The sequence below is a fragment of the Streptomyces sp. 1114.5 genome (assembly GCF_003635085.1).
Classification (GTDB): domain Bacteria; phylum Actinomycetota; class Actinomycetes; order Streptomycetales; family Streptomycetaceae; genus Kitasatospora.
On the sequence record NZ_RBXE01000001.1, the window covers coordinates 2,390,905 to 2,406,190 of the forward strand.

Here is a 15,286-nt window from a genome sequence, read left to right on the forward strand (position 1 = left end):
CCGATGGTGGGTGGGGCCGCGCGGTCGTGCGCGGCAGCTGACACACTGGGTCAGTCGCAGGACAACATCGGCAAGTGAATGGGGTGGCCCGAGTGGGCGAGGCGAGCACGCAGGACAAGTCGGCGCGGACGACCGCCCAGATCGAGGCGGACATCGAGAGCGCGCGCGGCCGGCTGGCGGCGACCCTGGACGAGTTGGCCGTCCGTGTCCACCCGAGCACGATCTCCGCCCAGGTCAAGGCGAAGGCGGTGGCCACCGTCGAGGAGAAGGCGGGCCGGGCGTACGTGGCCGCCAGCGGCCTGGTGGACAAGGTCAAGGCGCAGTTCGTGGACGAGAAGGGGCAGCCGCGCAAGGAGCGGATCGTCCCGGCGGCGCTGGTCGGCGCGGGTCTGGTGCTGCTGGTCGCCTCGTCGCGCAAGCGCCGCAAGGACTGACGGGGCTGACCGCTGCGGCGGGTGGGGGCCGGGCCCGGTGGGTGCCCGGCCTTCCGTGTGTCTCCCGACGTCTCCGGCGTCGCCGGGGTCTGCGTGGTCTCCGGGGTCTGCGTGGTCTCCGGGGTTTCCCGTGTCTCCCGCGCACCTTCCGGATGTCGGCCCAGCGTCACGCCGCGCGTCCGGGGGCGGTACCTTCGGGACCGTGAGTACGAACCACGAGACCCACCCCGACCACCCGCACGAGCCGACGCGGCACGACCGGCTGGGCGAGAAGCTGCCGATCCGCATGCTGCACGACCGGGTGCTGGTGCGCATCGAGGGTGCCGAGGGCGAGCGCCGGTCGACCGGCGGCATCCTGATCCCGGCGACCGCGGAGCTCAGTAAGAGGTGCACCTGGGCGGAGGCCGTGGCCGTCGGCCAGAGCGTGCGCTCGGTGGAGCCGGGGGACCGGGTGCTGTACGACCCGGAGGACAAGCTGGAGGTCGAGGTCCGCGGCGCCACCTACGTGCTGCTGCGCGAGCGCGACCTGCACGCGGTGGCGGCGACCCGTTTCGGGGACACCGAGGGGTCGACCGGGCTGTACCTGTAGCGATCGGGCCCGTGGCGGCCGGCGGCGGTCTGCGCGTAGAGCTGTTCGCGGTCGGTGTCCGGCAGGCCGGACCAGAGCGGGGTGCGGATCATGCCGGCCCGGACGGCGTTGACCCGGATCGGGGCGAGTTCCACCGCGAGGGCCCGGCTCAGGGCCTCGATCGCCCCGCAGATGCTCGCGGCGACGCTCCGGCCCGGGCCGGGCCGCTGCCCGGCGGTGCCGGCCGGGCACCGGTGGGCGGGTGCACCTGGCGGCGGAACTCGCCCCCGGGCGGTGCTTCGGGTGGGGCGGGATTGTCGGTGGTGGGCGCTAAGGTCCGGGCATGACGAGGCGTGTGCCGGTGATCGGTGATGGCGAGCGTCGGGCCCGGCTGGGGCGGCGGCAGGCGTTGGCGCCTTCGGCGCGGGCGGCGCGGGTGGAGGACGTGGCCGACGCGGTGGTCGGGCTGCACGCGACGGACGCGGCCACGGTGTACCTGTCGGCGTGCGCGCGGCTGGTGGTGCCCTCGGCGGCGGAGGTGGACCGCGCGCTGTACGAGGACGTGTCGCTGGTGAAGCTGCTGTCGATGCGGCGGACGATCTTCGCGGTGACGGAGGGCCTGGCGCCGTACGTGAGTTCGGGGGCGGCGCGGGCGATCGCGGCCAAGGAGCGGGCGACGCTGCTCAAGCACCTGCGGGACCACGCCGAGGGCTGGGACGAGGCGCGGCTGGCCGCGGCGGAGCGCGAGGTGCTGGCGGCGTTGGCGGTGCGCGGGGAGGCGACGACCAAGGAACTCGCCGAGGACGTCCCGCAGTTGCGCGAGACGATGCTGATGTCGGCGGGCAAGCCGTACGAGGCACGGCAGAGCGTGGGCAGTCGGCTGCTGCGGCTGTTGGCCTCGGACGGGCACGTGCGGCGCTGCCGTCCGCGTGGTTCGTGGCTGAGCAGCAGCTATCCGTGGGCGCTGGTGCCGCAGTGGCCGGAGGTGCCGGTGCGGGAGGCGAAGGCGGAGGTGGTGCGGCGCTGGCTGGGGGCGTACGGGCCGGGCACGGTCGAGGACGTGAAGTGGTGGACGGGCTGGACGCTGGGGGAGGTCCGCCGGGCGCTGGCGGACGCCGGTGCGCAGGAGGTGGAGCTGGCGGGCGGGGTGGCCGGGTTGGTGCTGCCGGGGGACGAGGCGCCGGTGAAGGAGCCCGAGCCGTGGGCGGCGTTGCTGCCGGCGCTGGATCCGGCGGTGATGGGCTGGCGGGGGCGGGACTGGTACCTGCGGCCGGAGGACGTGCCGGGGCTGTTCGACCGGGCGGGCAATGCCGGGCCGACGGTGTGGTGGTGCGGTGAGGTGGTGGGCGGTTGGGCGCAGCGGGCCGACGGCGAGGTGGTGTGGCGACTGTTCCGGGACGTCGGGGTGGCGGCGGAGCGGGCGGTGGCGGCGGAGGCGGCGCGCTTGGCGGGCTGGTTGGGGGAGGTGCGGGTGACGCCGCGGTTCCGGACGCCGGTGGAGCGGGAGTTGGTGGCGGGGCGGTAGTTCCCGCTCGGGCTTGCCATCAGGGCGTGGGTGTCGCCACCGGGTGGGTGGCGGGGCCGTCGGTGGCGGTGGGCGGGTCGGTGGGCCGGGGCGGCCGGGTCTGGGTGGGCCGGGCGCTGGGGCTGGGCTGTTCGCGGCTGGGGGTGGGCTGGGGGGCCTGCGGGCTGGGGGTGCCGGGCCCGGGGGCGGGTTCGCCGGTGGCGGGGGGTGCGCTGGGGGCGTGGGTGGGGGCGGTGTCCGGTGCGGGGGTGGGGCCGGTGGGCCGGCTGTCGCCGGTGGGGTGGTGCTGCTGCTGGGGCTGGTGCTGCCGGTGGGGGTGGGCCAGGTGTAGGTGGTGGAGGTGTCCCCGGTCTGCAGGTCGAACTGCTGGGTGGGGGTGCCGGTCAGGGCGGCGGTCATGTAGGCGGTCCAGATCCTGGTGGGGAAGGTGCCGCCGTTGATCCGGGTGAGTCCGGCGGTGCCGGCCAGGGGTTCCTTGGCGTGGGTCTTCGGGTTCTCGCGGAACAGGCCGACGGTGGTGGTGAGTTCGGGGGTGTAGCCGGCGAACCAGGCGGAGAGGTTGGAGTCGGTGGTGCCGGTCTTGCCGGCGGCGGGGCGGCCGAGGTCGAGGGCGGCGGCGCCGGTGCCGCGGGGGCTGACGACGTCGCGCAGGACGTCGGTGACGGAGTCGGCGAAGCCGCGGCCGATGGCGTCGGTGGGGTTGTGGTCGGGCATTTTGGGGACGTCGACGGCGCCGCCGGGGTTGACCCGTTCGAGTTTGAGGACGGACCACGGGGTGTGGGCCTGGCCGTGGTTGGCGAGGGTGGCGTAGGCGCCGGCCAGGTCGAGGGCGCTGGGGGTGGCGGTGCCGAGGGTCATCGAGGTGTTGGCGGGGTCCATGCCGCGGACGCTGTCGGGGATGCCGAGTCTGACGGCGGTCTCCCGGACGCGGGCGAGGCCGGCGTCCACGCCCTCCTGGGCGTAGACGGAGTTGACGGACTTCACCATGGCGTGGCGCAGGGTGATGTCGCCGTAGTCGATGCCGTCCTCGTTGGGCGGCGCGTAGGGGGTGGGGCCGCCGGTGACGGGGCGTTCGCTGGTGCCGTCGTAGCGGGTTTCGGTGGTGATGGGGCGGCCGTCGAGGGTGTGCTGGGCGAGCAGGCCGGCGGCGAGGTCGATCGGTTTGAAGGTGGAGCCGATCTGGTTGTCCTGGCGCAGGGCGTCGTTGTAGGGCTGTTTGGCATAGTCGGGGCCGCCGTAGACGGCGACGACGCGGCCGGTGGCGGGTTCGACGGAGGCGCCGGCGACGCGGACGTCGGTGTCGGTGGTGGGGCGGGCCGTGGGGTCGAGTTCGTCGGTGAGTTCGTCCTGGACGGCCTTGACGAAGGCGTCCTGGTGGGGCTTGTCGAAGGTGGTGGTGATCCGCCAGCCGCCGGCCTTGAGGGTGGCGGCGTCGATGGTGCCGGAGGAGATCAGGTAGTCGTCGGCGACGCCGACGAGGTAGCCGGCCTGGCCGGCGAGGCCGGTGGCGGGCTGGGGGTCGATGGGGTCGGGGAAGGTGGCGGCGGTGCGGTCGGCGGTGGTGAGGAAGCCGAGTTGGACCATGCCGTCGAGGGTGTAGTTCCAGCGGGCCATGGCCTTCTCGCGGTTGGCGGGGGTGGCCGTCTTCACGTCGTAGAGGCTGGGGGCCTGGAGCAGGGAGGCGAGGTAGGCGCCCTGGGTGAGGGTGAGTGCGGAGGCGTCGACGCCGTAGTAGGCGTGGGCCGCGCTCTGGATGCCGTAGGCGCCGCGGCCGAAGTAGCTGCTGTTGAGGTACCCGGCGAGGATGTCCCGCTTGTCGCGCTGCTGGTCGACCTTGAGGGCGATGAGCAGTTCGCGGCCCTTGCGCTCGATGGTCCGGTCCTGGGTCAGGTAGTAGTTCTTGACGTACTGCTGGGTGATGGTGGAGCCGCCCTGCATGCCCTTGCCGGTGAGGGTGTTCCAGCCGGCCCGGAGCATGCCCGTCAGGTCGATGCCGCGGTTCTGGTAGAAGGTGCGGTCCTCGGCGGAGACGACGGCCTGCTGGGTCTGCAGCGGGATCTGGTCGATGGTGACGTCGGTGCGGTTGACGGCGCCGGTGCGGGCGATCTCGGTGGTGCCGTCGGCGTAGAGGTAGATGTTGTTCTGGGCGACGGCGTGGGCGTTGGCGTCGGGCACCGGGACGATGACGTAGAGCACGGCGAAGCTGCCGACGGCGATCAGGAACAGCGCGGTGAGGGTGCCGAGGGTGATCCGCCAGGTGGGCAGGAGCCGGCGCCAGAGCGGGAGGGCACGGCGGGCCTCGCGGCGGGCGGCCCGTTTGGCCTGGCGGCGGGTGCTCAAGGTCATGCGGAGATTATGTGCTATTTGACGTCCGCTCAGCGGTGGGTGGGGCTGGTCGTCGGGCTCGGGAAATCCGGCCGCGGGGCTGGTCGGTGGGATCCGGAAATCCGGGTGCGGGCGCTGGTCGGTGGGCTCGGGAAATCCGGGTGCGGGGGCTGGTCGTCGGCGGTACGGTGAAAGGTGCAAACCGGATAGCGCATCCACTTCGGCAGCTCCGCCCCCCCGCCCGGTACCCCCGGGTGTGGCCGGCCGGGGCCGCTGGGGTGTGCGCCGGTGTCGGGCGGTATCTCCCTGCGCCCGTAATTGTCGATAAGGAGACAATATGCTGAACGCTGCCCCCGCCGGGGCGAGGCCCCCCGATCCCGCGGCGGCCCCGGTCGCCTCCCCCGGGCCCGGCCCGGCCGCCCCGCCTGGGCTCCACGCCGCCGCCTCGTTCGGGCTCTACGCCGCCGTCGCCCGCGGCGCCTTCCGCCGCTACGCCACCTACCGCGCCGCCACCCTGGCCGGCACCTTCACCAACACCGTCTTCGGCATCATCCTCGCCTCCTCCTTCCTCGCCCTGTGGCAGGCCCGCCCCGGCCTCGGCGGCTACGACCAGAGCCAGGCCGTCACCTACATCTGGATCAGCCAGGCCCTGCTGGTCACCGTCGCGGTGTGGGGCGGCGGCTTCCAGGACGACCTCCAGGACCGATTCCGCAGCGGCGACATCGCCGTCGACCTCTACCGTCCGGTCGACTTCCAGGGCTGGTGGCTGGCCACCGATCTCGGCCGTGCCGCCTTCCAACTGCTGGTCCGCGGCACCGGGCCGCTGCTTGTGGGCGCCCTGGTGTTCCGCACCCGGATGCCCGAACAGCCGCTGACCTGGGCGTTCTTCCTGCTCTCGGTGCTGCTCGCGGTCGTGGTCAGCTTCGGGCTGCGGTTCCTGGTCTCGATCACCGGCTTCTGGCTGCACGACTCGGAGGGCGTGCGCTCGGTGATGCTGGTGGTCTCGATGTTCTTCTCCGGCATGCTGCTGCCGATCGCGCTGTTCCCCGGCCTGCTCGGCGACCTCGCCCCGGTGCTGCCCTGGGCGGCGCTGGTGAAGGTGCCGACGGACGTCTTCCTGGAGCGCGCGAGCGGCAGCGGCCTGCTCGGCGCGCTCGGCTTCCAACTCGCCTGGGCGGCCGCGCTGCTGGCCGCCGGCCGGGGCGCGCAGTGGCTGGCGACCCGCCGGGTGGTGGTGCAGGGTGGCTGAGCAGCTCACGGCTCCCCGCCGGGATCCCCGCGCGACCCGCCACGATCCGCTCACGACCCGCCGTGATCCGCTCGCGGCGCGGGCCGCCTGGGCGCTGCGCTCCTGGTGGCTCTGCGCCCGGATGTGGATGCGCTCGATGATGGCCTACCGGGCGTCCTTCGCACTGAACCTGCTGGCCAGTCTGGCCATCCACTCCCTCGACTTCGTGGTGCTGGTGATCATGTTCCGGCACACCGACCGGCTCGGCGGCTGGAACCTGCCGGAGATCGCCTTCCTCTACGCCACCGCGACCTTCTCGCTCGGCGTCGCCAACATGCTGGTCGGCTCGGTCGACGGCCTCGGCGTGCGGATCGTCAACGGCTCCCTGGACACCATGCTGATCCGCCCCGCCCCCGCGCTCTCCCAGCTGTGCGCCGAACGCTTCTCGCTGCGCCGGCTCGGCCGCCCCCTGCAGGCCGTGGCGGTGCTGGTCTGGTCGCTCACCGCCCTGGACGTGCACTGGACCTGGGACCGGGTGCTGCTCGTACCCGTCCTGCTGGTCTGCGGCAGCGTCATCTTCGGCGCGATCTACGTCGGCGGCGCCACCGTCCAGTTCTGGTGGGGCGAGTCCAAGGAGATCCAGAACTCCTTCACCTACGGCGGCGCGACCCTGCTGCACTACCCACCGACGATCTTCGCCAAGGAACTGGTCGCCGGGGTGGTCTTCGGCGTCCCGCTGGCCTTCGTCAACTGGCTGCCCGCCCTGCACATCCTCGGCCGCCCGGACCCGCTCGGCCTGCCCACGGCCTTCCAGTACGCCTCCCCGGTCGCGGCCGCCCTCTGCGTCGCCGCCGCCGGGCTCGCCTGGCGCGCCGGGCTGCGCGCCTACCGCGGGACGGGCAGCTGAACGGCCGCCCGGGCCGCCGCCCGGCGGCCGTCGGGGCCGCCGGGCGGGCCGTCAACCGAACCATCGTCGCTCGCAAGGAGTTTCCATGGCACTGATCGAACTCCAGGACGTCCACCGCAGCTTCACCGTACGGGCCCGCACCGGCCGGTTCAGCCGGACCAAGCGCGAGGTGCGCGCGGTGGACGGGCTCAGCTTCACCGTCGAGGCCGGCGAGTGCGTCGGCTACATCGGGCCCAACGGCGCCGGCAAGTCCACCACCATCAAGATGCTCACCGGCATCCTCGTCCCCAGCTCCGGACGGCTGCGGGTGGCCGGGGTCGACCCGGCCCGCGAACGCGTCACACTGGCCCGCCGGATCGGCGTCGTCTTCGGGCAGCGCACCACCCTCTGGTGGGACCTCCCGCTGCGCGACTCCTTCGAACTCGCCCGCCGGATCTACCGCATCCCCGACCAGCGGTACCGCGAGAACCTCGACCGCTGCGTCGAACTGCTCGATCTGGGCGCCCTCTTGGACACCCCCGTCCGTCAGCTCTCGCTCGGCCAGCGGATGCGCGGCGACCTCGCGGCGGCGCTGCTGCACGACCCCCAGGTGCTCTACCTGGACGAACCGACCATCGGCCTGGACGTGGTCAGCAAGGGCAAGGTGCGCGAGTTCCTGCGCGAGGTCAACCGCGACCGGGGCACCACCGTGCTGCTCACCACGCACGACCTGACCGACATCGAACAGCTCTGCGACCGGGTGATGGTGATCGACCACGGCCGGGTGGTGTACGACGGCGGGCTGGACGGCCTGCACGCCACCGGCCGCAGCGAGCGCACGCTCGTGGTGGACCTCGCCGAGGCCCGGGCCCCGATCGAGGTGGCCGGGGCGCGGGTGGTCAAGGTCGAGGGGCCGCGCCAGTGGCTGGCCTTCCCGGCGCAGCAGAGCGCCGCGCCGATCGTGGCGGCGGTCGCGGAGCGGTACCCGCTGGTGGACCTCTCGGTGCGCGAGCCGGCCATCGAGGACGTGATCGCCCGGATGTACGCGGAGGTCGCGATCGGCTGAGCGGGCGGCGAGGGCGTCGGGGTCGTCGGGGTCGTCCGGTCGCTGTGCGTTCGTGGGCGCGTGTGGTGTTCGTGCGTACGGTGGCCGGGCGGGTGTTCTGCTCGCCGTCGCCGGTGCGGGTGACGGTCGTGACTCCGGGGTCCGGAGCCGAGTTGGCCGTTCGTCACCTGCCGAGACCAGGACCGGAGGCCCGCCGCCCGATGGCCGTACCCGACGTGACCGTGGTGGTCGTGGTCTCCGACGCCGTGTCCGTGGGCTTCGCCGACTCGGCGCCGGCCTGGGCGCCGGCCGACGCCAAGCTGCTCCGAACGGACCTCGTCCGGTGCCACGGGCTGTGCCGCAACGAGGAGTCGACGGTCTACTCGGACCAGCCGTTCACCCCGGAGGTCTGCCCGCGGGCGGGCGGGGGGTCCGTCCTCGCCGACTGCGACTGCTGCTTCCTGGTGCTGCGTGAGGACCTGGGCTACCGCACCGAGCGGGCCGGGGTGCTGGACCGGCTGCGCGGGATCGTCGCGCTGCAGCAGGTGGCCGCCGAACTGGCGGAGCCGGGCGAGGAGTTGGACGCCATCCGGGTGCGCAGCTTCAGCTGGGACGTGCCGCGGCTGCTGGGGGACGGCTTCCTGCTGCTGGACGCCGGGCTGCAGGAGCGGGTGTGCCGCGAAGTGGCCCGGCTGGTCGAGCGGTTCGGCGCCCGCGAGGTGTACCACCGGCTGCCGGCCGCCGGGCGGGTGCGGCTCGAACTCGCCGCGGCCGTAAGGCCGGAGGCGCTGCGCGACCAGATCCGCTACGAGGCCGCGCACGGTGAGCCGCCGACGGTCGTGGAGGGCCGACGGCACTACGCGGGCTACCCGGCGTTCCGGGACGGCCGGCTCGGGCTGGCGGACGAGCTGTTCCTGCTGCGGGAGGATCCGGTGGTCGAGGCGGCTCCGCCGCTGAACCTCGCCCAGCAGCTGTGGCGCGGCGTCGTCCCGGCCCAGGTGCGGCGCGGGCTGCGGCGGATCGTGCCGGGCGGGGCGGCGTGGCGGGCTGCCCTCGGCCGGCCGTCCGGGGTGTGAGGGGGCGCCGTCCGGCGGTTGTCCCGGGGTGCCCGCCCCGGCCGTGCCCTGGGTGACGGCGCGTACGCCCGGCGTGAGGGTGGTCTGCACGCCCGGCGCGTGATCGCGAGGCGCGCCCTCGCCCGCGCCGGGCACCGGGCAGACTGGCGGGGTGAGTGACGAAGCCTTCAGCGGGACCGGCCCCGGGGTCCGGTTCACCGCGGCCGATGAGCAGAAGAGACAGGGCGTCCGCCGGATGAAGACCATCGCGACCGGCCTGCTGGCCTTCGCGACCCTCGTCTTCGCCCTCTCCACCTGGGCCAAGGCGGCCGGGGCCGGCGCCTGGGCGGGCTACCTGGCGGCCGCCGCCGAGGCGGGCATGGTGGGCGCGCTGGCCGACTGGTTCGCGGTGACCGCGCTGTTCCGCCGCCCCTTCGGCCTGCCGATCCCGCACACCGCGATCATCCCGACCAAGAAGGACGCCTTCGGGCGCTCGCTCGGCGACTTCGTCGGCGACAACTTCCTCTCCGGGCACGTGGTGCGCGGGCGCCTCGCGGCGCTCGGCATCGGCCGCCGGCTGGGGGAGTGGCTGGCCGCGCCGGGCAGCGCCGAGCGGGTCACCAAGGAGGCCTCGGCGGCGCTGCGCGGCTTGCTCGCAGTGCTGCGCGACGACGACGTGCGGGCGGTGGTCGCCGAGGCGGTGACCAGGCGGGCCGCCGCCACCTCGGTGGCCGAGCCGATGGGCCGGATGCTCGGCAAGGTGGTCGCGGACGGCGGCCACCACGGCGTGGTGGACCTGGTGGCCGTCCGCGCGCACGGCTGGCTGACCGACAACCACGAGGACGTGGTGCAGAAGGTGACCCAGAAGACCCCGGGCTGGACGCCCAAGTTCATCGACCACCAGGTCGGCGAGCGGGTCTACAAGGAGCTGCTGCGCTTCGTCACCGACATCCGCGACGACCCGGACCACCCGGCCCGCGGCGCGATCGACAACTTCCTCGCCGACTTCGCGACCGAGCTGCAGACCGACCCGGAGACCATTGCCCGGGTCGAGCGCGCCAAGGGTGAGCTGCTGGCCCGCCCCGAGGTGCAGGACCTGATCAACTCCACCTGGACGGCCGTGCGCACCCTGGTGATGGGCGCGGCCGAGGACGAGGACAGCGAACTGCGCCGGCGCATCCGCGAGGGCGTGCGGCGCTTCGGCGAGCGCCTGGCCACCGACCCCAAGCTGCAGGCCAAGGTCGACGGCTGGCTCCAGGACGCCGCCCAGTACCTGGTCGACACCTACCGTGCCGAGATCACCTCGCTGATCTCCGAGACGGTGGCGGGCTGGGACGCCGACGAGGCCTCCCGCAAGATCGAGGCCAACGTCGGCCGCGACCTGCAGTTCATCCGGATCAACGGAACCGTGGTCGGCGCCCTGGCCGGGCTCCTGATCCACACCGTGGCGTCCGCGCTCGGGGGGTGAGCCGGGCGCCGTCCCTCCGGGGCGGGCGGGGTGTCCGTCCCTCCGGAGTGAGCCGGGCGCCGTCCCTCCGGGGCGGGCCGGCCTCGGCCTATGCTTGCCAGCACTGTCGGAACGCGCGTAGAAGGCGCGGAGAAGGAAGTAGGGCACCGCCGTGGTCCAGCCGGACGGAAGTCGGATCGGAAACCCCACCGGTAACACCGGGAGCACCGGTGGCACCGGAAGCGCGAGCGGCATCGAGGCGTTCATCGCCGGGATGCCCAAGGCGGAACTGCACGTCCACCACGTCGGCTCGGCCTCGCCGCGCGTCGTCGCCGAACTGGCCGCCCGCCACGCCGGGGCGTCCAAGGTGCCGACCGACCCGGCGGCGCTCGCCGAGTACTTCACCTTCACCGACTTCGCGCACTTCATCGAGGTCTACCTGAGCGTCGTGGACCTGGTCCGGGACGCCGAGGACGTCCGGGCGCTGACCTACGGCGTCGCCGAGGACATGGCGCGCCAGAACATCCGGTACGCCGAGCTGACCATCACGCCGTTCTCCTCGGTCCGGCGGGGCATCCCCGAGGTCGCCTTCATGGAGGCGATCGAGGACGCCCGGCTGCGGGCCGAGAAGGAGCTCGGCGTGGTGCTGCGCTGGTGCTTCGACATCCCGGGCGAGGCCGGTCTGGAGGCGGCCGAGGTGACCGCCCGGCTGGCCACCGAGCTGGCCCCCGAGGGCCTGGTCAGCTTCGGCCTGGGCGGCCCGGAGATCGGCGTGCCGCGCCCGCAGTTCAAGCCCTACTTCGACCGGGCGCGCGCGGTCGGCCTGCGCAGCGTCCCGCACGCGGGCGAGACCACCGGGCCGGAGACGGTCTGGGACGCGATCCGGGTGCTCGGCGCCGAGCGCATCGGGCACGGCACCCAGGCGGTCAAGGACCCGGCGCTGCTCGACCACCTGGGCGAGCACCGGATCGCGCTGGAGGTCTGCCCGACCTCCAACATCGCCACCCGGGCCGTGGAGCGGATCGAGGACCACCCGATCAAGCAGATGGTGGACGCCGGTCTGCTGGTGACGGTCAACAGCGACGACCCGCCGATGTTCGGCACCGACCTCAACACCGAGTACGCGGTGGCGGCGCGGCTGCTGGGTCTGGACGAGGCCGGGGTGGCGGCGCTGGCCCGCAACGCGGTCGAGGCGTCCTTCCTGGACCAGGCGGGCAAGGCGAGGCTGGTCGGCGAGATCGACGCCCACCTGGCGGGCTGGCGGCGCTGACCTGCCCCTTCCTCTGGTGTAGTGCACCGCAGCGCACCGCCCCGTCGGCTTCGGCCGGCGGGGCGGTGCCGTTTTCCGGGCCCTTCGAGGGGCCCTCCAGCGGGTGGCGCCAAAGTGGTGCCATCAATGACTCGACATGGCACCACTGCTGTGCCATGCTTGAGCCATGGACCTCACGCCGTACGTCGAAAACCTCCGGAACGAGCTCGCGGTGGCCGCCGCAGCCGGCGGGGACGAAGCCCGCGCGCTGGCCGATCGGCTGACGCTCCCGCTGGAGTCGGCCGTGCGGCTCACCCTGCTCAATGCGCTCTCGGCCGCCATGGGCGAGGTCACCCGAGACCTCGCTCCCGGATCGGTGGACGTGCGCCTGCGCGGGCTCGACCCGGAGTTCGTGGTGACGGCGCCGCCGGGCCCGGAGGGTTTCCACGGCGATGCGGCGCCGGTGGTGCCGCCCGTGGTGCCACCGATGGTGCCGCCCATGGCGCCGCCGATGGTGCCTCCGGTGGCTCCGACGGCGGCGGTGCCGGAGTCGGACGAGAGCGGCACCGCCCGGATCAACCTGCGTCTGCCCGCCAACCTCAAGGCCCGGGCGGAGGAGGCCGCCGGACAGGAGGGCCTCTCCCTCAACGCCTGGCTGGTCCGGGCCGTCGCCGGGGCGCTGGAGGGCGGTCAGCCGGCCGCCCGCCCGGCCGCCGACCCGGGCACCCGCGCCCCACGCAGCGGCGGCGGCCAGGGCTTCACCGGCTGGGTCCACTGACCCTTTCCACCGCCTGATTCGCCTCCGTCTCCACCCTCTGCACCTCCCCTGCACCTTCGACGTCACCCCCGCTCCGACCAGCGGGAACACCAACACGAGCCAACAGGACGGGACAGCCATGCCTACGTACGAGACCGACGGACCGATTTCCGCCACCCTGGACTTCGAGATCGGCTCGGTGTGGATCCGCGCGAGCAAGCGCACCGACGCCGTGGTCGAGGTCCGCCCCGCCAACGCCGCCAGGGAGGCGGACGTCAAGGCCGCCGAGCTGACCCAGGTCGGCTTCTCCGGCGGCCGACTCACCCTCAAGGGCCCCAAGCAGCGCACCGTGTTCTCCAACAAGAAGGGCTCGATCGAGGTCCTGCTCGACCTGCCGGCCGGCTCCGAGGTGCACGCCGAGTCCCCGATGGCGGACTTCGTCACCGAAGGCCCGCTCGGCGACTGCCGGCTGAAGGCCTCCATGGGCCGGATCCAGCTCGACCGGGCCGAGAACGTCCGGCTCAAGACCGACCACGGGGACATCCGGCTCGGCACGGTCACCGGTGACGCCGAGGTGTCGGGCGCCGGCCGGATCGAGGTCGGCACCGTCGAGGGCCGGCTGACGGTCAAGAACAGCAACGGCGACACCGAGATCGACGAGGTGCACGGCGAGCTGACGGCCAACGCCTCCAACGGCCGGATCCACGTCGGCGTCGCCCTGGCGGGCGTGGACGCCAAGACGGCCAACGGCCACATCCGGCTCGGCCGGGTCGTCCGGGGCAAGGTCGCCCTGAACACCAGCGTCGGGGACCTGGAGGTCGGCATCGCCGAGGGCACCGCGGCCTGGCTCGACGTGCACAGCAAGTTCGGCAGCGTCCGGCACGACCTCGGTACGAGCGAGGGCCCGGGCGACGCCCGGGAGACCGTCGAGGTCCGCGGTCAGACCCAGGTCGGCAGCGTCACCATCCGGAGGGCCTGATGTCGGCGATCTCCGCAGTCGGGCTGACCAAGTCGTACGGGGAGAAGGCGGTCCTGCGGGGCGTCGACCTGGCCATCCCGGCAGGCAGTGTGTTCGCCCTGCTCGGGCCGAACGGCGCCGGCAAGACCACCACCGTGCAGATCCTCTCGACCCTGATCCCCGCCGACGGCGGCTCGGCCCAGGTCGCCGGGCACGACGTGGCCCGGCAGGCCGACGGGGTACGGAAGGCGATCGGGGTCACCGGCCAGTTCTCGGCCGTGGACAACCTGCTCACCGCCGAGGAGAACCTCATGCTGATGGCGGACCTCCATCACCTCCGCCGTCGGGAGGGGCGGAGGCGAGCCGAGGACCTGCTGCGGCGCTTCGATCTCACCGAGGCCGCGCGCACACCCGTCGCCACCTTCTCCGGCGGCATGCGGCGCAAGCTCGACCTGGCGATGACGCTGGTCGGGGACCCGAAGGTGATCTTCCTCGACGAGCCGACCACCGGGCTGGACCCACGCAGCCGGCGCACCATGTGGGAGATCATCCGCGGGCTGGTCGCCGACCACGGGGTGACGATCTTCCTCACCACCCAGTACCTGGAGGAGGCCGACCAACTCGCCGACCGGATCGCCGTCCTGGACGGCGGCCGGATCGTCGCCGAGGGCACCGCCGAGGAGCTCAAGCGGATCGTCCCCGGCGGGCGGATCCGGATCCGGTTCGCCGACGCCGGTCAACTGGGCGCCGCCGCGGCACTGTTCGACTACGCCGCCGTCGACACCGAGGCGCTGAGGCTGGACATCCCGGGGGACAACTCCGTCCTCACGGTGAAGGCCGTACTGGACGCGCTCGACAACGCCTCCGTACGGGCCGAGTCACTGGTCGTGGAGACGGCCGATCTGGACGACGTGTTCCTCACACTCACCGGGGAGGGTGCGCGATGAGCGCGACGACGAGCTACGCGGTCAGCGACTCGCTGACCATGCTGCGGCGCAACCTCAAGCGCGCGCAGCGGTACCCGGCGATGACCTTCTCGGTCGTGCTGATGCCGGTGATGATGCTGGCGCTCTTCAACTACGCCTACGGGGGCGCCCTGGGAGCGGGGATCGGCGGCGGCAGCTACATCGACTACGTGACGCCGGGCATCGTCCTGATGACGGCGACGGCGGGTTCGGTCGCCACGGCGGTGGGCGTCTGCGTCGACATGACGGAAGGCATCGTCAACCGCTTCCGTACGATGGCGATATCCCGGTCGGCGTTCCTGGCGGGCCACGTGGTCGGCAGTGTGATCCAGACCATGGCCGCGCTGGTGCTGGTGATCGGGGCGGCCTTCGCGATGGGCTTCCGGTCGAACGCGGGCCCGCTGGAGTGGCTGGCGGCCGCGGGGCTGCTGATGTTCGTCACGCTGTCGCTGACGTGGATCTCGGCCGGCATCGGGCTGGTGTCGAAGACGCCGGAGAGCGCGAGCAACACGCCGCTGCCGCTGACCTTCCTGCCCTTCATCGGCAGCGCCATCGTCCCGCCCGACTCCATGCCGACCGTGCTGCGCTGGTTCGCCGAGTACCAGCCCTTCACCCCCGTCATCGAGACCCTGCGCGGCCTGCTGACGGGCACCGAGATCGGCACCAGCGCCTGGAGCGCCCTCGCCTGGTGCACCGGGCTGACGCTGCTCGGCTACTTCTGGTCGAGGAGCGTCTTCCACCGGCGGTGACGGGGGTGCGGCCGGTGGTCCACCGGGCCCGGGCGGCGGAGCGAATCCGCTGCCCGGGCCTGCTGGGCATCCCGTAGTAAAGTCCCGGCAAAGGG

The 15,286-nt window shown here is 73.2% G+C and carries 14 protein-coding genes and 1 pseudogene; 13 read left to right on the forward strand and 2 right to left on the reverse strand.

Annotation, left to right across the window (positions count from 1 at the left end):
• The first annotated feature begins 92 nt into the window (after nucleotides 1-92).
• Entirely contained in the window at nucleotides 93-434 is a 342-nt protein-coding gene (locus BX285_RS10535; RefSeq protein ID WP_097237745.1) for a DUF3618 domain-containing protein, read from the forward strand.
• A gap of 286 nt (nucleotides 435-720) precedes the next feature.
• The gene (locus BX285_RS10540; protein ID WP_097240225.1) at nucleotides 721-1,023 is read left to right on the forward strand and encodes a co-chaperone GroES; all 303 of its coding nucleotides are present in this window, start codon (nucleotides 721-723) and stop codon (nucleotides 1,021-1,023) included.
• Here the strand turns inward: BX285_RS10540 and BX285_RS10545 are convergent.
• Complete coding sequence (locus BX285_RS10545; protein ID WP_121174982.1) at nucleotides 936-1,196, reverse strand: SDR family oxidoreductase; 261 nt, start codon at nucleotides 1,194-1,196, stop codon at nucleotides 936-938. The genes BX285_RS10540 and BX285_RS10545 overlap by 88 nt on opposite strands.
• Nucleotides 1,197-1,345: 149 nt before the next feature.
• Here BX285_RS10545 and BX285_RS37865 point away from each other — a divergent pair, with 149 nt between their 5' ends.
• The gene (locus BX285_RS37865; protein ID WP_220783945.1) at nucleotides 1,346-2,527 is read left to right on the forward strand and encodes a winged helix DNA-binding domain-containing protein; all 1,182 of its coding nucleotides are present in this window, start codon (nucleotides 1,346-1,348) and stop codon (nucleotides 2,525-2,527) included.
• Nucleotides 2,528-3,064: 537 nt separating this feature from the next.
• On the opposite strand, the pseudogene BX285_RS38295 reads toward BX285_RS37865, so the two are convergent.
• A pseudogene (locus BX285_RS38295) lies at nucleotides 3,065-4,873 on the reverse strand (transglycosylase domain-containing protein); the annotation flags it as partial.
• A gap of 316 nt (nucleotides 4,874-5,189) precedes the next feature.
• On the opposite strand from BX285_RS38295, the gene BX285_RS10565 reads away from it, so the two are divergent.
• From BX285_RS10565 to BX285_RS10610, 10 genes are all read left to right on the forward strand, one after another.
• The gene (locus BX285_RS10565; RefSeq protein WP_121174984.1) at nucleotides 5,190-6,101 is read left to right on the forward strand and encodes an ABC-2 family transporter protein; all 912 of its coding nucleotides are present in this window, start codon (nucleotides 5,190-5,192) and stop codon (nucleotides 6,099-6,101) included.
• Nucleotides 6,094-6,987 carry an ABC transporter permease gene (locus BX285_RS10570; protein WP_259470481.1) on the forward strand — a complete coding sequence of 298 codons (894 nt, stop codon included), beginning with the start codon at nucleotides 6,094-6,096 and terminating at the stop codon, nucleotides 6,985-6,987. The genes BX285_RS10565 and BX285_RS10570 overlap by 8 nt, the downstream gene beginning before the upstream one ends.
• A gap of 85 nt (nucleotides 6,988-7,072) precedes the next feature.
• A complete protein-coding gene (locus BX285_RS10575; RefSeq protein WP_097237749.1) occupies nucleotides 7,073-8,032 on the forward strand; it encodes an ATP-binding cassette domain-containing protein in 960 nt (319 codons plus the stop codon).
• Nucleotides 8,033-8,232: 200 nt separating this feature from the next.
• Complete coding sequence (locus BX285_RS10580) at nucleotides 8,233-9,087, forward strand: hypothetical protein (RefSeq protein ID WP_097237750.1); 855 nt, start codon at nucleotides 8,233-8,235, stop codon at nucleotides 9,085-9,087.
• A gap of 151 nt (nucleotides 9,088-9,238) precedes the next feature.
• Nucleotides 9,239-10,534 (forward strand): DUF445 domain-containing protein, encoded by a 1,296-nt coding sequence (locus tag BX285_RS10585; protein WP_097237751.1) that lies wholly within the window; start codon nucleotides 9,239-9,241, stop codon nucleotides 10,532-10,534.
• Nucleotides 10,535-10,709: 175 nt separating this feature from the next.
• Nucleotides 10,710-11,783, forward strand: coding sequence for an adenosine deaminase (locus tag BX285_RS10590; RefSeq protein WP_373560566.1), 1,074 nt, complete (start codon nucleotides 10,710-10,712; stop codon nucleotides 11,781-11,783).
• Between the two features lie 166 nt (nucleotides 11,784-11,949).
• The gene (locus tag BX285_RS10595; protein WP_121174985.1) at nucleotides 11,950-12,540 is read left to right on the forward strand and encodes a toxin-antitoxin system HicB family antitoxin; all 591 of its coding nucleotides are present in this window, start codon (nucleotides 11,950-11,952) and stop codon (nucleotides 12,538-12,540) included.
• Between the two features lie 118 nt (nucleotides 12,541-12,658).
• Nucleotides 12,659-13,498: a DUF4097 family beta strand repeat-containing protein gene (locus BX285_RS10600; protein WP_097237753.1), complete on the forward strand. Its 840-nt coding sequence runs from the start codon at nucleotides 12,659-12,661 to the stop codon at nucleotides 13,496-13,498.
• Nucleotides 13,498-14,424, forward strand: a complete 927-nt coding sequence (locus BX285_RS10605) for an ATP-binding cassette domain-containing protein (RefSeq protein ID WP_097237754.1) — start codon at nucleotides 13,498-13,500, stop codon at nucleotides 14,422-14,424. The genes BX285_RS10600 and BX285_RS10605 overlap by 1 nt, the downstream gene beginning before the upstream one ends.
• Complete coding sequence (locus BX285_RS10610) at nucleotides 14,421-15,191, forward strand: ABC transporter permease (RefSeq protein WP_097237755.1); 771 nt, start codon at nucleotides 14,421-14,423, stop codon at nucleotides 15,189-15,191. Before BX285_RS10605 ends, BX285_RS10610 begins: the two co-directional genes overlap by 4 nt.
• Nucleotides 15,192-15,286 lie beyond the last annotated feature (95 nt).